Source organism: Pseudoalteromonas sp. MMG006, from assembly GCF_018101025.1.
Lineage (GTDB): Bacteria > Pseudomonadota > Gammaproteobacteria > Enterobacterales > Alteromonadaceae > Pseudoalteromonas.
The window spans coordinates 17,817-34,622 of sequence record NZ_JAGJEJ010000004.1; the positions used below are offsets into that span (position 1 = coordinate 17,817).

At 37.7% G+C, this 16,806-nt stretch carries 13 protein-coding genes; 5 read left to right on the forward strand and 8 right to left on the reverse strand.

Annotated elements, in window-relative coordinates; genetic code table 11:
* Position 1: 1 nt before the first annotated feature.
* Complete coding sequence (locus J8L73_RS05835) at positions 2-1,165, reverse strand: hypothetical protein (protein ID WP_211001041.1); 1,164 nt, start codon at positions 1,163-1,165, stop codon at positions 2-4.
* Between the two features lie 221 nt (positions 1,166-1,386).
* On the opposite strand from J8L73_RS05835, the gene J8L73_RS05840 reads away from it, so the two are divergent.
* A complete protein-coding gene (locus tag J8L73_RS05840; RefSeq protein ID WP_211015377.1) occupies positions 1,387-4,539 on the forward strand; it encodes a DEAD/DEAH box helicase in 3,153 nt (1,050 codons plus the stop codon).
* A gap of 2 nt (positions 4,540-4,541) precedes the next feature.
* On the opposite strand, the gene J8L73_RS05845 is transcribed toward J8L73_RS05840, so the two are convergent.
* From J8L73_RS05845 to J8L73_RS05870, 6 genes are all read right to left on the reverse strand, one after another.
* Positions 4,542-6,941, reverse strand: a complete 2,400-nt coding sequence (locus J8L73_RS05845) for an AAA family ATPase (RefSeq protein WP_211015379.1) — start codon at positions 6,939-6,941, stop codon at positions 4,542-4,544.
* Positions 6,934-7,692: an ABC-three component system middle component 1 gene (locus J8L73_RS05850; protein WP_211015380.1), complete on the reverse strand. Its 759-nt coding sequence runs from the start codon at positions 7,690-7,692 to the stop codon at positions 6,934-6,936. Before J8L73_RS05850 ends, J8L73_RS05845 begins: the two co-directional genes overlap by 8 nt.
* Complete coding sequence (locus J8L73_RS05855) at positions 7,685-8,920, reverse strand: ABC-three component system protein (protein WP_211015382.1); 1,236 nt, start codon at positions 8,918-8,920, stop codon at positions 7,685-7,687. Before J8L73_RS05855 ends, J8L73_RS05850 begins: the two co-directional genes overlap by 8 nt.
* 20 nt (positions 8,921-8,940) lie before the next feature.
* Complete coding sequence (locus tag J8L73_RS05860) at positions 8,941-9,333, reverse strand: hypothetical protein (RefSeq protein WP_211015384.1); 393 nt, start codon at positions 9,331-9,333, stop codon at positions 8,941-8,943.
* Positions 9,334-9,790: 457 nt separating this feature from the next.
* Positions 9,791-11,323, reverse strand: a complete 1,533-nt coding sequence (locus J8L73_RS05865; protein WP_211015386.1) for a S24 family peptidase — start codon at positions 11,321-11,323, stop codon at positions 9,791-9,793.
* Positions 11,320-11,916 carry a class I SAM-dependent methyltransferase gene (locus J8L73_RS05870; RefSeq protein ID WP_211015388.1) on the reverse strand — a complete coding sequence of 199 codons (597 nt, stop codon included), beginning with the start codon at positions 11,914-11,916 and terminating at the stop codon, positions 11,320-11,322. The genes J8L73_RS05865 and J8L73_RS05870 overlap by 4 nt, the downstream gene beginning before the upstream one ends.
* 291 nt (positions 11,917-12,207) lie before the next feature.
* Between J8L73_RS05870 and J8L73_RS05875 the strand changes: the two genes are divergently transcribed.
* The 3 genes from J8L73_RS05875 (at position 12,208) to J8L73_RS05885 (ending at position 15,527) form a co-directional block, all read left to right on the forward strand.
* The gene (locus J8L73_RS05875) at positions 12,208-12,945 is read left to right on the forward strand and encodes a transporter substrate-binding domain-containing protein (RefSeq protein ID WP_211015390.1); all 738 of its coding nucleotides are present in this window, start codon (positions 12,208-12,210) and stop codon (positions 12,943-12,945) included.
* Positions 12,946-12,952: 7 nt separating this feature from the next.
* Positions 12,953-13,687, forward strand: a complete 735-nt coding sequence (locus J8L73_RS05880) for a transporter substrate-binding domain-containing protein (RefSeq protein ID WP_211015392.1) — start codon at positions 12,953-12,955, stop codon at positions 13,685-13,687.
* Positions 13,688-13,928: 241 nt separating this feature from the next.
* Positions 13,929-15,527 carry an ABC-F family ATPase gene (locus J8L73_RS05885; RefSeq protein WP_211015394.1) on the forward strand — a complete coding sequence of 533 codons (1,599 nt, stop codon included), beginning with the start codon at positions 13,929-13,931 and terminating at the stop codon, positions 15,525-15,527.
* A 61-nt stretch (positions 15,528-15,588) separates the two neighbouring features.
* On the opposite strand, the gene arfB is transcribed toward J8L73_RS05885, so the two are convergent.
* Positions 15,589-16,002, reverse strand: a complete 414-nt coding sequence (gene arfB / locus J8L73_RS05890; RefSeq protein ID WP_104643747.1) for an alternative ribosome rescue aminoacyl-tRNA hydrolase ArfB — start codon at positions 16,000-16,002, stop codon at positions 15,589-15,591.
* Positions 16,003-16,182: 180 nt separating this feature from the next.
* Between arfB and J8L73_RS05895 the strand changes: the two genes are divergently transcribed.
* Positions 16,183-16,755 (forward strand): short-chain dehydrogenase, encoded by a 573-nt coding sequence (locus J8L73_RS05895; protein ID WP_211001052.1) that lies wholly within the window; start codon positions 16,183-16,185, stop codon positions 16,753-16,755.
* The last annotated feature ends 51 nt before the right edge of the window (positions 16,756-16,806 follow it).

Consider the following 16,806-nt stretch of genomic DNA (forward strand, 5'->3'; position numbering starts at 1 on the left):
ACTAATTCATACCATCTAAATGAGATTCAGCTTCCGAAACTTCGGGACATAACATTTTTTTATTTTGATCTGCCAAGATAGTTTTTAACCCCGATGCATAGACATTTGCAACTTCTTTTAAACCTTCCTCAACTGCAAGATCTAAGCTTTCAAAAAACTTTCGTGCTTGTTTGATTTGAGATTGATTTAGTTCATCAAACTCTTTGCTTATCTTTTGAAAGTGAAGTTTAAAATCAACCACAGCAGCTGCCATATTTTCTTTGTGGTCATGCTCTAAAGATACCTGTACTAGCTTTAAATCTTTTACTAATTTTGAGAGTAAATCCATTGAAGGCTCCATACTTTTAATATCTTTATTTAAAGATTGATAAAGTAATTGCACCTTTTCAAAATCACGAACTATAGAGCTAGATACTCCATTCAATTCTTTATGAAGTAATCCACTTTGGTCAGTAAGCTTTAGTAATGACTCATCTGACTTTTTAAGGATATTATTAAAGCCATCAACACATTTGTATAACAGTGCTGTATTATCTCGCATTGCCTTTCGATTAACCTCGTTTAAATCTTTGGAAGTAGTAACTATAGAATCTAACGTTGCTTGGCTATGTTGAATAGATTCATTTACACCACTAAGTAAATTGTCTGACTGAATAACTAATTTATTAATACTATTAGTAAATTGGCTTAAAACTTTTTCTGTATCATCATTAAACTGCTTACTGATATCTCGAGAGTCTTTAAACAATTGTTTAGAAAGTAGCTCCCCTACAACTTGACTGCTGCCATTTATAGCATCCACTATCCCTTCACCATTTCTTATTACTGCATTTACAATATTATTAGTTTGCATAGCGTACACATCAAATGGATCTTTCCCTGTTTTAGCTAATCTTAACCTACAAAAAATTGAGCCACCGAGCCCAATAACACTAGACCAAAATGCACTTTTCAAACCAACTAAGAGCGCTTCAAATGCTTCTTGACTATTACTCAAAGGTTCAAGTGATTGCAACGAAAGTGCAATACCAAAGAATGTAAAGAAAATACCGATAGTTACACACAATGATGGTGTTATAGAGGCCAACCTGGAGTCAGCCTTACCCGCTGAAACAATAAAAAAAATAACAGATAAAAGTGAGATAGATATGAGAAGTAATGCCAAGTTAGTGCCAACCTAGAGTTTAAATTGGGTACATTCTACATAATAGTCTAACGTTCAAAAACAATAATTTAACATTTCTTTATTCTTCGATGTTTGAAAATTTGTACGCAGTGGATAATGAAAACAACCTTAACTGCAGCCTTCAATTCAATAATGAGTTAATGCTTGTTTACAATGCACATTTAAGTAAACTAACCACTCGCAAACAGGGAGTAGTTTTAATGCAGCAAATTGGTATTTACGAGCAGTTAATTACGCAAGTAATTGAGCAAAACTTAAATCGTGATCAATTTTATGTGGGCGAGCGCCAGCTTGAAACGGCCGAAGCGGCAACATGGCTTTCACGCTTTTTAGGTAAGCTTGTTGAGCATGCCATAAATGCCATTCCCAACTCGAATGAGCGCCTACAAGAACAAATTAGCCTAGCTAACAGCCTTGTACTTTGGCTTAAAGAGCATATTCGCGATGACGAGCTAATTAACGAAAACCTTATCGACAGCCAAGGCCGAATACTTACCGCGCTGTTTAATACCCAAAACCCTATTGCGGCCAACCTTAAAGATTACTCAAGCGATATATTTCCACTCACAGGGCTCACACAAAGCGAGTTATTTAGCGGTGCTAATGCAGGTATATCGCTCGAAACCGAGCTAAAGCGCGAGATTAAATCGTCCGATACAATTTACTGGCTTGTCTCATTTATAAAATGGACGGGGCTGCGCATATTTAAAAATGAGCTTGAAGCATTTACCAAAAGTGGTAATAAACTCAAAGTAATTACTACTTCGTACATGGGTGCAACAGATGCTAAAGCGGTTGAGTTTTTAGCAGGCCTACCAAATACCGAGGTAAAGCTTAGTTACAATAATCAGCAAGAACGCCTACACGCTAAATCATACTTGTTTATGCGTAATACGGGTTTTCATACCGGCTATATTGGCTCCTCTAATTTATCGCATTCGGCGCTTACCAGCGGCCTTGAGTGGAACTTAAAAATTACCGCGCAAGAAATTCCGCACATCATAGCTAAAACCAAAAGTACCTTTGAAACCTATTGGCAGTCGCCAGATTTCGAGCTGTTTACTGGCAAAGCTGAATGTAAAGAAAAGCTCATTAATTCACTTAACGAGCAACGCGGTGTTGGGCAATCAAGCAGCCAGTTTTATTTTGATATAACACCAAAAACGCATCAGCTCGCTATTTTAGAAAAACTAAGTGCTGAACGCAGCGTACACAATCGTTATAAAAATTTAGTGGTTGCCGCAACCGGCACGGGTAAAACCATCATATCGGCGTTCGACTTTAAAACTGTTTACGATAAAAACCCAAACGCACACTTTTTGTTTGTAGCCCACCGAGAAGAAATACTTAAACAAGCGCAAAGCGCTTATCGCGGAGTGCTTAAAAATAACGACTTTGGTGAGCTGTGGGTAGGTAACTACAAACCACAGCGCTACAACCAATTATTTGCATCAATCCAAACGCTGAACAGCCAAATTGAATCGCTCAATTTAACTCACGATTACTACGACTACATAGTGATAGACGAAGTACATCATGTAAGCGCTGCAAGTTACCGTGCCATTTTAAGTTACTTTACGCCCGCAATATTACTTGGCTTAACCGCCACGCCAGAGCGACAAGATGGCGCAAATATACTCGATGATTTTTGCGGAGTAATAGCCGCTGAAATTCGCTTACCAGAGGCAATAAATCAACGCCATTTATGCCCATTTCAATACTTTGGATTGGATGACGACACCGACCTAAGCCAAATAAAATGGCGAGGAGGCCGTTACGATATAACCGAGCTAAGTAACCTTTATACAGGTGAAAACAACCGCGCTAACAAAATTATATCGAGCCTTGCTGATATCGTAACCAATGTTCAAAAAATAAAGGCACTCGCGTTTTGTGTAGGCCAAGATCACGCTGTATTTATGGCGAAAAAATTTAACCTAGCAGGCATAAACGCAGATGTTCTCACCAGTAAAAACACCAATGAGCGTGCGGCTAAACAGCAAGCACTACGCCAAGGCGAAATACAAATACTTTGCGTGGTTGATATTTTTAACGAAGGCGTCGATATTCCAGAAGTCGATACCCTACTATTTTTACGCCCAACCGAAAGCTTAACGCTGTTTTTGCAGCAACTAGGCCGTGGTTTACGCCTGCCCGACAACAGCCAAAAGCAATGCTGTACCGTACTCGACTTTGTAGGTAATGCCCGCCCAGAATACGATTTTGCCAGTAAGTTCCGTGCACTTATTGGTAAAGGCAACCAACCAATAAAAACCGAGATTGAAAACAACTTCCCGCATTTACCGCTGGGTTGCCGTATAGAACTACAAAAACGTACGCAACAAACAATATTAAAAAATATTCAGCAAGCTATAAACTCTAAACGCCGTTTACAACAGCTTATAAGTAGCTATGCGCAGCACACTAACGACGCGCTAACGCTCAGTAATTTTTTACGTATAAACCCACAAGTCACCCTTGAAGATATATACAAACCAAAAGATAAAAAGCTCGGCGGTTGGCACTGGCTAAAAGGTGATGAAGTACCAGTAGAACAAGCCAACATTTACACCGCGTATTACCGTGCTATAAACACCCAATTACTCGGCTGCGACTCGCTCAGTTATTTATGCTTTTTACGTGATTTATGTAATAACAACTTTAGCTTTATGCCAACAGCACAAAACCAACAGTACGCGCTTATGGCGCATTACAATTTTTGGGATAACACAGGCACAAGTTTAGGGTTTAAAACCCTTAAACAAAGCTTACAGGCACTCAAGCACAAAGAGTTGCAGCAGGAACTTACTCAAGTAATTACGCTATTAATAAACCGTATTCACCAGCAAGAAAGCGATTTAGCGTGCCTACCTAATCACGCCATAAAATTACACAGTCGCTACACACGCCAACAAATACTCGCAGCATTTGGGGCGCACTCGTTTGATAAAAAATCGACCGCCCGCGAAGGTGTTTTAGAATTTAAAAACCAAAATCTTGAGCTATTATTCGTCACGCTCAATAAATGCGAAAAGGCTTACTCACCCACAACGCTGTATCACGACTACGCAATCAGCCCTACTCTGTTTCATTGGCAAACGCAAAACAGTGCCCGCCCAGAACACGGCCGCGGCCTTAGTTACATTCAGCACCAACAAACAGGCAAAACCATATTGTTATTTGTGCGCGAACAAGGTAAAGACGAAAACGGCCGAACCATGGGGTTTGTAAACTACGGCGAGGTTAAATACCAAAGCCACAACGGAAGCCAGCCGATGAATATAACGTGGGAGTTAACCAACCCCATGCCAAGTGAAATGTGGCATGAGGCAGCGAAATTAGCGGTTGGGTGATTTTAATTGATAGATTCCAACCTCTTATTCTTCATATTTATAGGAAAAGACTTTAAACCGGCCTGACTGTACTTATAATGAAAGTAATTCGCGACTTTACTCTCATGAGTTGACAACAGAATTTGCAATTCAGGAAACTCGTATCGCATCATTTGAACAAAAGAAGCCATGTTAACTTCATCCATAGTTTGAACTGGGTCATCAATCATCAAAGTAGATAACTTAGAAGGATAAACTTTATTCATAGCGAGCATAAACGAGATAACAACACCTGCCAGTTGCCCAGAACTCATTGTATTCCATGCATCATGACTATCATTAGGTGTAGCGCTAAACTTCATAAAGCCTTTTTCGTTTCCTTTAGTGGGAGTAATTAAAAATATACCGCTCCCCTCAGGACGAGACTGTAATATTTTAGAGCTATAAACAAAAAGCGGTATTGCAATATGTTTTGCTACACCTTTTTCATAAGCTTTAATTTCATCTCTATAGCCCTTACTAATTGCCGTTATTTCTTTCCTTTTTAGCTTTAACTTTTCTAATTTAGCTTTTAATTGAGATACCTTTAAACTTTTTGCTTTGTAAGATGAGGAGCTTTGCTGCAAAATCAATCGAGTTAATAGTGAAAAGTCCCTGTCAATATCATTCAAATCAATAGACAACTTTTCATTTTCATCAAACTCTAAACCTAACGTTTTTAGATCCTGTTTTAATTGTAGATACTCTTTTAACGGCTCATTTGAAAATTGCTTTTTATGACTATTAATAAAAGTAATGAGCTGCTCTTGGGTTTCATCATAATTTTGATTAACTACAAGTAGTTTGTTATCAATAAAACGTGTGCAATCGCCAATATTGGATTCAAGCCATGTTCTTATTTTAGTCATACTTTCGAAATCGGACTTTTCTATATTTTTATGTTTATTCACACGATTTAAATCAAAGTTTAAGTAATTTTGATACTTAGACAGGTAGTTTCGCATTTTAGTAATAGATGGGACAATAAGGCCTGTTATTAATTTTTCAGTTAATATCTTAAGTAACTTGTCATTATCTCCTAATTGATCAGAGAAAAACTTCGATTGTTCTTCATATTCATCAAGTAAAGCTTGTCCTGTTGGTTTCATATCACCACATAGTGGACAAGGTATATCTTGATATTCTTTTGCTTCATCGTAGCCAATATGTTCTTTGTAGTGAGATAATAAATTTTTACGACTGTCATCAATTTTAATAAGCAAAGAGCCCAGCGAACTATTTGACTTAGATAAGCTTAAAAATGTAGCTATATCAGTTGTGAATACATCATAGCTTGAAGAAAAATTTTCTTTGTAAATATCTAAAATATCTTCGCTAAGGCTATTTGGTTTATCATCAAACAATCTAATTAACTTACTATAGACATCAGCTTTTTTCTTCGCCTTGCGCCAAATCAAGCTATGTTTATTTAGCTTTTTTGTTAGCTCTTCATAATTTTCAACTAAGCCAACTTTTAAATAATTCTCGAGTTGTTCAGTTCGCTCTGTTGTCATTTTATTCAAAAAATAATTAAATTTTAGCTTTTCATAAGCTGAATTATTTTTTATAAGCCACTCAACACCCTCTAAACTATTTTTATAAGCTTCAAGCTGCTCTAAAGTGCTAGATGATAAATCACTAAATAGAGCAATTTTCCCACTGCTAAGTATGCTTTCAGAATCTTCAGCCTCAGTAGTCGGCTTTGATAGCTGTACTAACTCTCCTTCTTCTTTTTTGATTAAGGGAGTATAGTCATCTATTGTTTTCTTCAGCTTGGCTGAAAGTAAATCTAATTTATCTGCTTTATTTTTTTCTTCTATCGTACCAAACAGGTAACTTATTTCTTGGTGGCGTTTACTTTCATCAAGTTTTAAGAAGTGGCACGTCTCTTCTTGTTGGATGTAATTAAACAAAGTAAAAGTTTTCTCTAATTTTTCATTCTCTAATAAATTATTTAATTTGCCTTCATCCAGTTTCTTTTTACTTAACTCACGAAAAACAGATTCATTCTGCCACATCTCAGCTTCAAAACGCTCAATGGCATTTTGATATTTTGCTACCCTTCCTGCTTCGCCTGAGATATTTGCAGGTATATGAATACCAATAACTAGTAAGGTACTTGTATCATCCAAAAGCTCTAACTGAATAGTCGTTGACTTACTATTATCTCCCTTAAGAATATGATCTTCTTTGTTCTTTGAGTCAGTATGCTTAACTCGAGATATCTTTCCAGTAAAACAAAGTTCAATAGCATCAAAAATTGTCGTCTTTCCAAAACCATTTGGACCATCAAAAAGAACTAGATCATTACCAGTGAAATCAAACTCAACCGGTTCTTTAAAAGATTTAAAGTTATCAATTAGCATCCTTCCTAGTTTAATCATTACTTTTATCTTCCTTCACAAGTTCAGTAACCCAGCTTTCAAGATCATTTAAATCAAGATCTAGCAATTTTTCGCACTCTCTTAACTGCTCAGCAGTTAACTTATTATCTATTTTTTGTTGTAAGATTTCCTGATTAGAAGGAGTAACCTTTAAAGACAAAAAAGGAACTTTTTCATAAAGCCTAGCAATAAAGGAATATTCAACTCCCTTATCAGTTAGCCCAAACAAATTAGTACTGGTAAACTCATTAAACCGCTCTGTATCTGAAATTAAACGTTGCACATAAGCAATAAAACTATCTTTATTTTCAGAAAAATTAATTGCAAGGGTTGGAGTCTCTTTGTCAGATATCAATAAAACTTGTTTCTTGAAGAAGTAAGGATCTTCTTCAATTGAAATAGCTTGCTTCACTACATTTTCATTAACACTGGCTTCATGCGTAGTGAAAATAATTAAAGTTGCATTTTTATCAAATGAAGATGATATCTTCACTTCACCATCCGTCATTTTTTCAAAATCATTAGCTTGATTTTTAATTAACGCTGCTAATCTTATTTGAATGTCATTGTTAACATAAGGCAGTAATCTTTCAGGCAATTGGAGGTAGATGAAATAATCGCCTTGTTGATTTTGGCCAATATAAAGCAAAGTTGAACATTTATAATCTTCTTCAACATACTCTGATCTTGTTAAAGAAAAGTTAGATTCAATGAAAAGTCGTTCCATCAAGTTATCAAATAACTTATCCATTAATTTCTCCTAATGCTTTACGACTATCCATAAAGCTGACTTCCTTCTGTTGAGTGATTTTGTCTGAACTTTTTAGATTTGAGTTTGTATGTTCATAACTTTCGACCTGAGTTATCTTCTCGATACCTGCAGGAATAACATCTTCAGCATCAGTCGAGTTAACTACAATGTAATCAACATTGGAAAGAATAAACGATTGGTTGCCATAATTGTCAGCCAACCCTTTCCTGACTGTATCTATCGCCCTATCTTTCCGCCTTGCCTTTGTAAAATTGAGGTCAATACAGCTCGGTTGAAATTCAAAAATGTCATTTTTGCATGCAAGTGTAAATTTCCCTGATGGTTTTTTAACTTCTTGAATAAAATCTAGAAAAACACTCTTAATTTTTTGTGGCTCTGATATTGCCTCATAAAACTCACGAATATTGGTATTTTTTATGGTATGAGGATATATTTTCCGTAAGAAACTGACGCATTCGCTAGGAAAGTAATTATCGATAATATTGATTCGCACAGATTCTAACCTCGTAATATAGTGATGATATTCTTCGATATCTTCATCAGATGTCGAATATTTAATGTCATCATAGAGCTCATCAAGCTGTTCTTTATAAGCTTTTTCAAAGTTTTCCCGACAAACTTGATTCCAATAAGCAGCATCTTGAACTCGATAAGTTTTTTTTAACTCTTGTACAATTTCATTAAAAGAAATACTTGGCTTAGTCCTTTGCAAGTAAGGAAGGTGATTATCCTGCTTATCTCTAATGTGTTTATGTCTTATAACTAAGTTTTGATCAATCAAAGCACATAAAGCTGTTTTATATAATTTAATATCTTCTTCTGAAAAAACTTCTCCAGGATGAAATAATGCTAAAAGTTCCTTTATTAGAGTATCTAGCTCCAGATTCAGTGCATCATCAGATAGTGCAAGCTTGTAAACTTTAGAGTTATCAAAACTAAGAAAAACCTGTTGGCAAGAAAGGCTCATCGGCTGAACTAAATTTGGAATTAGATGGCTTGGTATACCTGCAATATTGGTAATACTTTCCAGAGGTGGTTCAACTTCATCTGCAGTATGAAAGTAGGTGGTTGAGATGCTAAATGCCTTTTGCGAAAGTGATTCAAAATCGGTAATACATTTTGTAAGATTACTGCGGTACTCAATATTGGCAGATTGAATATTAGCTTTCCAATTACTATCTAATAAACCTTTATCATTAACCAGCATACATTTAGTTATTTCTGCTTTTAGCTTCTCTTTTTCAGCTGCACTATCACCTTTTTTTTGCTTCTAAATGTAAAGTATTTAAAGATATCAGTGTCTGGCAGTACACCATTCTTTCGATGTAAAATTGTTGCGATAGCTTCAACATGGTCTTTAAATTTATTTTCGCCTTTATGTTTTACTTGGTGAAGAGACAAATAATCCTCACCTCTTTTAATGGCAAAATCTTCAATCCATTCATACTCAATATGGTGCTCATCTAGGAAGGTATCGAAAGCAGATAAATCAACTCCTGCACGGCCTTCATTAAGAATATTTACTAAACAAACATAGAGGCCTACTTTTCCTTGGTAGTTATAACCATTCCAAGAGGGTGTCGCATCGTGCAAAATGCTTTTAGATGATGCATTACTCATATTAAAGTTACTCGCTTATACAAACTAGATATAGTCACAAATCTTTACCTCAGAAAGCCAATCTACCAACACACTCCAACTCCCCGTGATCACACCCGAAAGGTATAAATTGATGAGTAATCACTTGCATGGATGCAAGTTAAGCCGTGACTTCGCCATGGATGGCGAATACACGGCGTTTACGTTCACATCAATTTTTAACTTGAGGACACAGTGTGATCCTCGGGTGCGCCGTGGGATTCCAAAGGGCGGTCGGCGGCAGCCGCCCTTTGGTTGCCATCGCCAACGCGATATAACCTCGAATAGAGGTTATTAAATCCCTTCACAGTCCCTAATATTATTAATTACATTGACGCGCTAAAGCACGACCTACGAACTTAAAACCAGCGCTTTTCGCGCGAGCAAGCTCTGCGCCTACAAGTTAAAGCGCGAGGTAAACTCCCGCCTACAATATTGATTACATAACCACTTGTTTAAACCGTGCTAGCGTTCGCATGCTTTCATCTGCAATCATTACTTCATAATCTGGGTTTTGAGCTGTCAGCTCGTATTGCCCGTTTGGTAATTTATTAACTTTACGGAGTAAATACTGGCCATCTCCGCCTATTTCATCTCGCTCTATAACAACTATTTGGTCGCGTAGCGAACCCGCTTTATCGGGTGTTATAAGTTCAAGTAGCAATAAATCACCATCAAGTATTGGGTGCTTACCGCCATTCATTGAGTTACCCGATGCGCGTGCTAAAAAATGCACATTTGGATCAAGCTTGCCTGCGCCAAATGGCGCTTCTAAATATTCAACATCGCTACTATCGCCTGTTTTAAAATGCCCACAGGCAATTTTAATATTAGGGAAGTACGGCAGCTTTAATGCGTTATCATCTAATTTTAAACTAACGGCTGGTTCAGCAACTTGATTTAACTCAGCTTGTGGCGCATTGGGAAACGTCAACAACTCTGCGGTTGGTTTTGCTTGTTCAAAACTGTTTTTGCCAAGCCATAATTTGGCGCTGTTAGCTTGTGCTACTTGGTAAGCCCAATTACTTACAGCGAGAGATTTATCGGCATCGCAATGAAAATACGCACTTAGATCGTTACTAATAATTTGGCTGTTAACAACCAAGTTTTGATTTTGCCAGCGTTCGCGGTGTTGTTGCGCCGCTAAAAAATTGCTTTTGCTCTTATTACAGGTGCTGTGCGCGGCCACAAAGTTATGACCTAAGTCGTTAGCGTAGCGGGAAAACGGTATAAAATGATCAACATCAACATCGTCTTTCATTGGCTTTTGACAATAAAAACACGTGTTTGATTGCAGCTCTACTAAAACAGGTTTTGCTTTAGTGAGTGCGCTGCGGTCTATCCCAAATAAAAATTTTTGTAGTTGGCTTGGCGGGCCAATTAACGCTTGGTTGTGCGTTATGCTTTGAATTTTTTGTAACCAACCACTTTTAGCTAAATAGGTTACTAGATCGTAAAAGCGCCTAAAACACTCGGCGATACCTGCATTTAACGTAATGTATTCTTTACTATTAGTATGCGGATATAAAAAACATACTTCTTGTTTAGATAGCTTCTGTAAACGCCATAACGGTTGTTTCGTCAGAGTAGCTAACACTTCACTATGGGTCGTTTTATAGTATTTACTTCGTTTTAATTGCTGTAGGTGAGTAATATTTTTTTGCTGACAATTATAAAGTAGTGAAATCACTTTAGACTGTGTGTCGTTACTTTGTCTTAGTAATGCATCTTTGCCAATCTTATCTGGCGCAAACGGCACTGCATGATGCCAATATAAAACAATTAACTTGTCGGCTAATGTCGCTAAATCTATTTTCAGCTCTGATTGCTCTGATTGAAGCGGCTGTTCTATACATACATCTGCAATAGCATGCAACAATGCATATTTATAAGTAGCTGTGAATTCACCTTCAACTAATAAGCGCTGAATATAAGTAATAAAGTCGAGCTGTTGCTGCATTGATCCAATCATAAAACGTGTACTACCTTTATAAGCGCATTTAGCCATACTTCACTTTCGCGCTCTGGTCGCTTGTCAACACTTTGCCATTGTTTAATAGCTTTTAACTGCGTATGGCTAAGTAAATGCGTTAAAGCATTTTCGTTTAAATCGGTAAATTCACGACCATTATGCACACGCTCTGTATCGCCATATTTAAACGATACATATAAAACGCCATTGGGTTTAAGTGCATTTTGTAGGTTTAAAAACACTTGTGGTAACTCAGCTTTTGGCACGTGTAATAAACTAGCGCAGCACCAAATCCCGTCGTATTTATTTACACAATTTAGCTCTTGGAAGGTTTTAACCGCTACAGGTTGGTGTAAGTAACAGCTTGCCAACTCAGCAAGCTCTGGGCTTGCATCAAACGCACTTACAGTAAAACCCTGCGCTTTGAAAAATGCGGCATCGCGCGCACTGCCACAACCGGCATCTAAAATACTCCCGTGTTGTGCAACGTGCGGTAAAAACTCAGCGTAAAGCGCCGACATATCAACATTAAGTGTTGAGTCGCTAAAAGCTTTGGCATTTTGGTTGTAATAAGTAAGTGTGGTGTTTGACACGAGACTCACCGCTCCTTGGCTAACCGTTCAACAGCTAAGGCGCTGTTAATACTGCATTCATTATTTGTTTAATCTACAGGAACAAGCCTATAAATTAAAGAACTTATAAGTAGATTTTTTTGACTTAATACGCTGTTTGTATTGAATTTAGCAATAATCTTCTCGCATTGAAGTTTATTGCTAGTTTTTTTAATGCATTTTTTTACAACTTTGCTCATTACTGCACCATTATATAAAAGCTGGTTTATACTGTTTTAATAATAAACAAAAAATTACACTACATGAGGCGCAATGAATAAATTAACGACCGTATTACTGTGTTTGCTATTTAGTACCTCTTTGAGTGTTTTTGCCTGCGAAAGAACACTTACCGTTGCCTCGCACGATGCCTTTTGGCCGCCTTATGTGGTGGGGTTAAACGGGCAGTTGCAAGGCAGTGAAGTAGATGCCTTAAACATTATTTTTAAGGACTCCCCTTTTTGCTTTGAAGTAAAAATGCTGCCAAATTCTAAACGCGCTTTTACAGAACTTAGGCATGGCCGTATAGATTTAGGATGGGCGGCAAGCTATACCGATAAACGTGCGCAGTTTGTACACTTTACCGATAGCTATCGCACTGAGGTAATGCGCGTATACCAAAACAAAAACAACACTCATACAGTTAAAAACTTGGCTGATATTTTTGACCAAGGTTTAACCATTGGTGCTAATTTTGGGAGTTATTATGGCGCTGAGTTTGAGCAATATAAAACAACACACAAAAGCCAAATAGAGTACACCAGCGCAACAAGTAAGCGCTTTGAAATGCTTAACAAACAACGAATAGATTTTGTCATTGAAGATAAGCTAGTAGGCGCTTATTTTAGTAAGCGCGCTAATAATGTGGCGGTAGTGCCTAACTTTAAGGCAGTAAATAAAGACGACATTTACTTAATGTTAAGTAAAAAAACTCTCTCGGTTGATGACGTTAACGTAATTAATCAGCTTATTTTGCAAAATAAAGCCGCTCTTAAGGCGCTTTTTGAATAGGCTATTTATGAAAACGTTAGTAATAAGCTTTATATTTTTATTTACTCAATATAATGCGTTGGCATGTACTAAAACGCTAATAATGGGTACCAACGAGACGAATTGGGCACCTTACTTAATTAAGCAAGGCGATAAATTTATAGGCGCAGAGGTTGATACTGTTAACGCGGTATTTGAGGGCTCTCCTTTTTGTATTAAATGGGTTTATTTTCCGAGCTTTGCGCGTGTGCAACAAGAGCTCAAAACAGGCCATATAGATATTACTTATGCTGCAAGCTTTACTAAAAAACGTGCTGAATATTCTCATTTTACTATTGCGTACCGTGATGAAATTATGCTGCTTTATAAGCATGAAGATGCAAAAGAAGTAACCAGCTTAGAGGCTCTTTTTAATAAAGGTTATAGCGTTGCGGTTAATAGAGGGAGCTTTTTTGGTGCTGAGTTTGAAAAAATAAAAAAGCAGTATAGCAACCAAGTTGTTCTTACTAGCGATGCAAATACGCGCTTTGGTATGCTAAATAAAAAACGAGTTGATTACGTCATTGACGATTCAATTGTTGCGCAATACTTTGCTAAACAATACAACACGGTTTTACCGGTAAACAGCTCGCCTGCCATTAATATTAACGGCGTACATTTTATGATGAGTAAAGAGTCGATGACGCTTGACGACGTTGCTGTAATCAATGCGCTTATTAAAAACAAAAAAGCCATTATTGAGCAAATTTATACCATTAATTAAGGTGCTTTAATCTAACCATTTATATTAATAACTTAGCCACTTTAAAGCTGACATTTAGGTTAAGTTACTTTTTATGCCTTTCCCTTTTAAATTTAACTTGTAAAAATTAGCCGCCTTTTACCTTTCATTCGAGTGGGCTGATCTGTATAATTCGCCAGCTAATTTACCCTATTGCTTGGTCTTGTTTGTGGCGTTTTTGCTGCAGTTGGCCCCTGTCAGTACTCATTCTAGGACTAACTTTTTGATCTCCACCGCAAATATTACGATGCAGTTTGGCGCAGAGCCGTTATTTGAAAACATTTCAGCTAAATTTGGTAACGGTAACCGTTACGGTTTAATTGGCGCTAACGGCTGCGGCAAGTCGACTTTCATGAAAATTTTAAGCGGTGCGCTTGTTCCAAGTGCGGGTAATGTATCTATTACTCCGGGGTTAAAAGTAGGTAACCTAAGCCAAGACCAGTTTGCGTTTGAACAATACAGTGTTGTAGACGCAGTAATTATGGGCGACGTTGAGCTTTGGAAAGTAAAACAAGAACGTGACCGTATTTACTCATTGCCAGAAATGAGCGAAGAAGACGGCATGAAAGTAGCCGACCTTGAAAGCGTTTTTGCTGAAATGGACGGTTACACAGCTGAAAGCCGCGCAGAAGAAATTTTGCTAGAAGCCGGCATAGAAAAAGAATTTCATTACGGTTTAATGGCAAACGTTGCACCGGGTTGGAAATTACGTGTGCTTTTAGCACAAGCGCTGTTTGCAAACCCAGACATACTGCTACTCGATGAGCCTACCAATAACTTGGATATTCATACCATTACGTGGCTAGCTAATGAGCTTAATAAACGTAAATGTACCATGATTATTATTTCCCATGACCGTCACTTTTTAAACTCGGTATGTACACACATGGCCGACATTGATTACGGCGAGCTGCGTATTTACCCTGGTAACTACGAGAAGTTTTTAGAAGCGGCAGGCCTACAACGTGAGCAACTTTTAGCTGAAAACGCTAAAAAAAGCGCCGAGATTGACGAGTTACAAGACTTTGTTAACCGTTTTGGCGCTAACGCGTCTAAAGCTAAACAAGCAAGTTCACGCGCTAAAAAAATGGATAAAATTAAGCTTGATGAAGTTAAAGCATCGAGCCGTATCAGCCCATCACTTAGTTTTGACGAAGGCAAAAAAATGTACCGTCAAGCGCTTGAAGTTAACAAGCTTGGCCACGGTTTTGATGGCGAAACCTTATTTAGCGGCGGCGACTTTTTACTAGAAGCAGGCGCTAAGCTTGCGGTAATTGGCGAAAACGGTGTGGGTAAAACAACCTTTTTACGCTGTTTAGTTAACGAGCTTAAAAGTAATGAAGGCGAAATTAAATGGTCTGAAAATGCGAGCTTTGGTTACTGCCCGCAAGACAGCACAAAAGATTTTGATAACGACTTAACCTTGTTTGATTGGATGTCGCAGTGGCGTACAGCTAAGCACAACGATTTAATGGTTCGTGGCATGTTAGGCCGTTTGTTGTTTACCGCAGACGATTCAAACAAAAAAGCGCGTAACTGTTCAGGTGGTGAAAAAAACCGTTTGTTATTTGGTAAGTTAATGATGCAAGACGTAAACGTACTTGTTATGGACGAGCCAACAAACCATATGGATATGGAAGCCATTGAGGCATTAAACAATGCGCTTAAAGACTTTGAAGGTACGCTTATTTTTGTAAGCCACGACCGTGAATTTGTATCGTCACTTGCTACGCGTATTATTGATATTAAAGATAAGCAAGTCATTGACTTTCAAGGTACGTTTGACGAGTACCTATCAAGCATTGAAATGAAAAAAGCGTAAGCTTTACCTTTAATAGCTTACAAAAAAACGGCGCTAAATTTAGCGCCGTTTTTTTGTGCGGTTAAAACTTAATATTACCGCGTAAGGCTTTAGTTTGCCCATGCTTGGTTTTTTTATCCATGCGTTTGCGCTGTGAGTTGCGGCTTGGCTTGGTTGCGCGGCGGGCTTTATTTACTTTTGTTGCGCTAAGAATTAGATCTTTTAAGCGGCTTAGCGCGTCTTCGCGGTTGAGCTCTTGTGTGCGGTGGCTTTGCGCTTTTATTATTAAAACGCCTTCTTTAGTTATGCGCGAGTCGTTTAGCTTTAGTAGTCGCTCTTTGTAAAAGTCGGGCAACTTTGAGCGGTTAATATCAAAGCGTAAATGAATAGCACTGGCTACTTTGTTAACGTTTTGGCCACCGGCACCTTGCGAACGTATAGCGGTTAGCTCTAGTTCCCACTCATCTATAGTGACAGTATTTGATATGGTTAACATTGTGTTCAGCTCGTATCGACAAAAATGCATTATATCATTTGTAACTAGATTTGTGCTGAATCAACAAGCCTTAGATTTATACTGCTTTATTGCCTATATATGACTAATACTTTAGTTTTTTATTGGCAAGCGCTTACATTTAGTTTTTAATGGCGTTAATTACATAATAGGAAATGCCCAATGAAAAAAATACTTTTATCTATCAGCTTATTAGCAATGAGTTTTTCAAGCCTTGCAGAAGACATTAGCGAAGGCCAATTACAAAGCTACATGAAAGCTCTTCCAGCAGTTTCTAGCTGGGCAAGCAGCCAAGAGTCTTTACAAGACCTAGATTTAGCAAGCATGTTGGGTGGCTCTGCCGATCAAAGCGTTGATGAGCAAAGCTCAATGGCTAACACTGCGCTTAACATGATCAAAGAACAAGACCTATACAAAAGCTTTGCAAGCGTAACAAACAGCTATGGTTTTTCTCCTGAAGAATTGGTTTCTGTGGGTTCTGAAGTGTCTATGGCTTACATCGAAAACTTAAAGTCGGGCCTTTCTGCAGAAAACCAAGAAACAGCAACTAAAGTAATGAGCGGCCTACAAAGCCTTAAAAGCGCAAAAAGTAGTGACGCTAGCTCGTTAATGGGTTCGTTTGGTAAATCATCAAGCGCTGCTGAAGAATCTACTGATTCGCTAGTAAGCGAAAGCAACCTAGAACTAGTTGGTGAATACATGCCACAGCTTCAAAAGATTTTTGCATTATTATAATTTTATAAGTTAATGCTTGTGTAAAAAGGTGGCTTTAGCCACCTTTTTAAT

Excerpts from the sequence above, each read along its gene's own strand:
- J8L73_RS05840 (WP_211015377.1), top strand. The coding sequence starts at position 1,387 with ATGCAGCAAATTGGTATTTACGAGCAGTTAATTACGCAAGTAATTGAG.
- J8L73_RS05850 (WP_211015380.1), bottom strand. The coding sequence starts at position 7,692 with ATGGATAAGTTATTTGATAACTTGATGGAACGACTTTTCATTGAATCT.
- J8L73_RS05865 (WP_211015386.1), bottom strand. The coding sequence starts at position 11,323 with ATGATTGGATCAATGCAGCAACAGCTCGACTTTATTACTTATATTCAG.
- J8L73_RS05895 (WP_211001052.1), top strand. The coding sequence starts at position 16,183 with ATGAAAAAAATACTTTTATCTATCAGCTTATTAGCAATGAGTTTTTCA.
- J8L73_RS05855 (WP_211015382.1), bottom strand. The coding sequence starts at position 8,920 with ATGCTGGTTAATGATAAAGGTTTATTAGATAGTAATTGGAAAGCTAAT.
- arfB (WP_104643747.1), bottom strand. The coding sequence starts at position 16,002 with ATGTTAACCATATCAAATACTGTCACTATAGATGAGTGGGAACTAGAG.
- J8L73_RS05875 (WP_211015390.1), top strand. The coding sequence starts at position 12,208 with ATGAATAAATTAACGACCGTATTACTGTGTTTGCTATTTAGTACCTCT.
- J8L73_RS05880 (WP_211015392.1), top strand. The coding sequence starts at position 12,953 with ATGAAAACGTTAGTAATAAGCTTTATATTTTTATTTACTCAATATAAT.
- J8L73_RS05860 (WP_211015384.1), bottom strand. The coding sequence starts at position 9,333 with ATGAGTAATGCATCATCTAAAAGCATTTTGCACGATGCGACACCCTCT.
- J8L73_RS05845 (WP_211015379.1), bottom strand. The coding sequence starts at position 6,941 with ATGATTAAACTAGGAAGGATGCTAATTGATAACTTTAAATCTTTTAAA.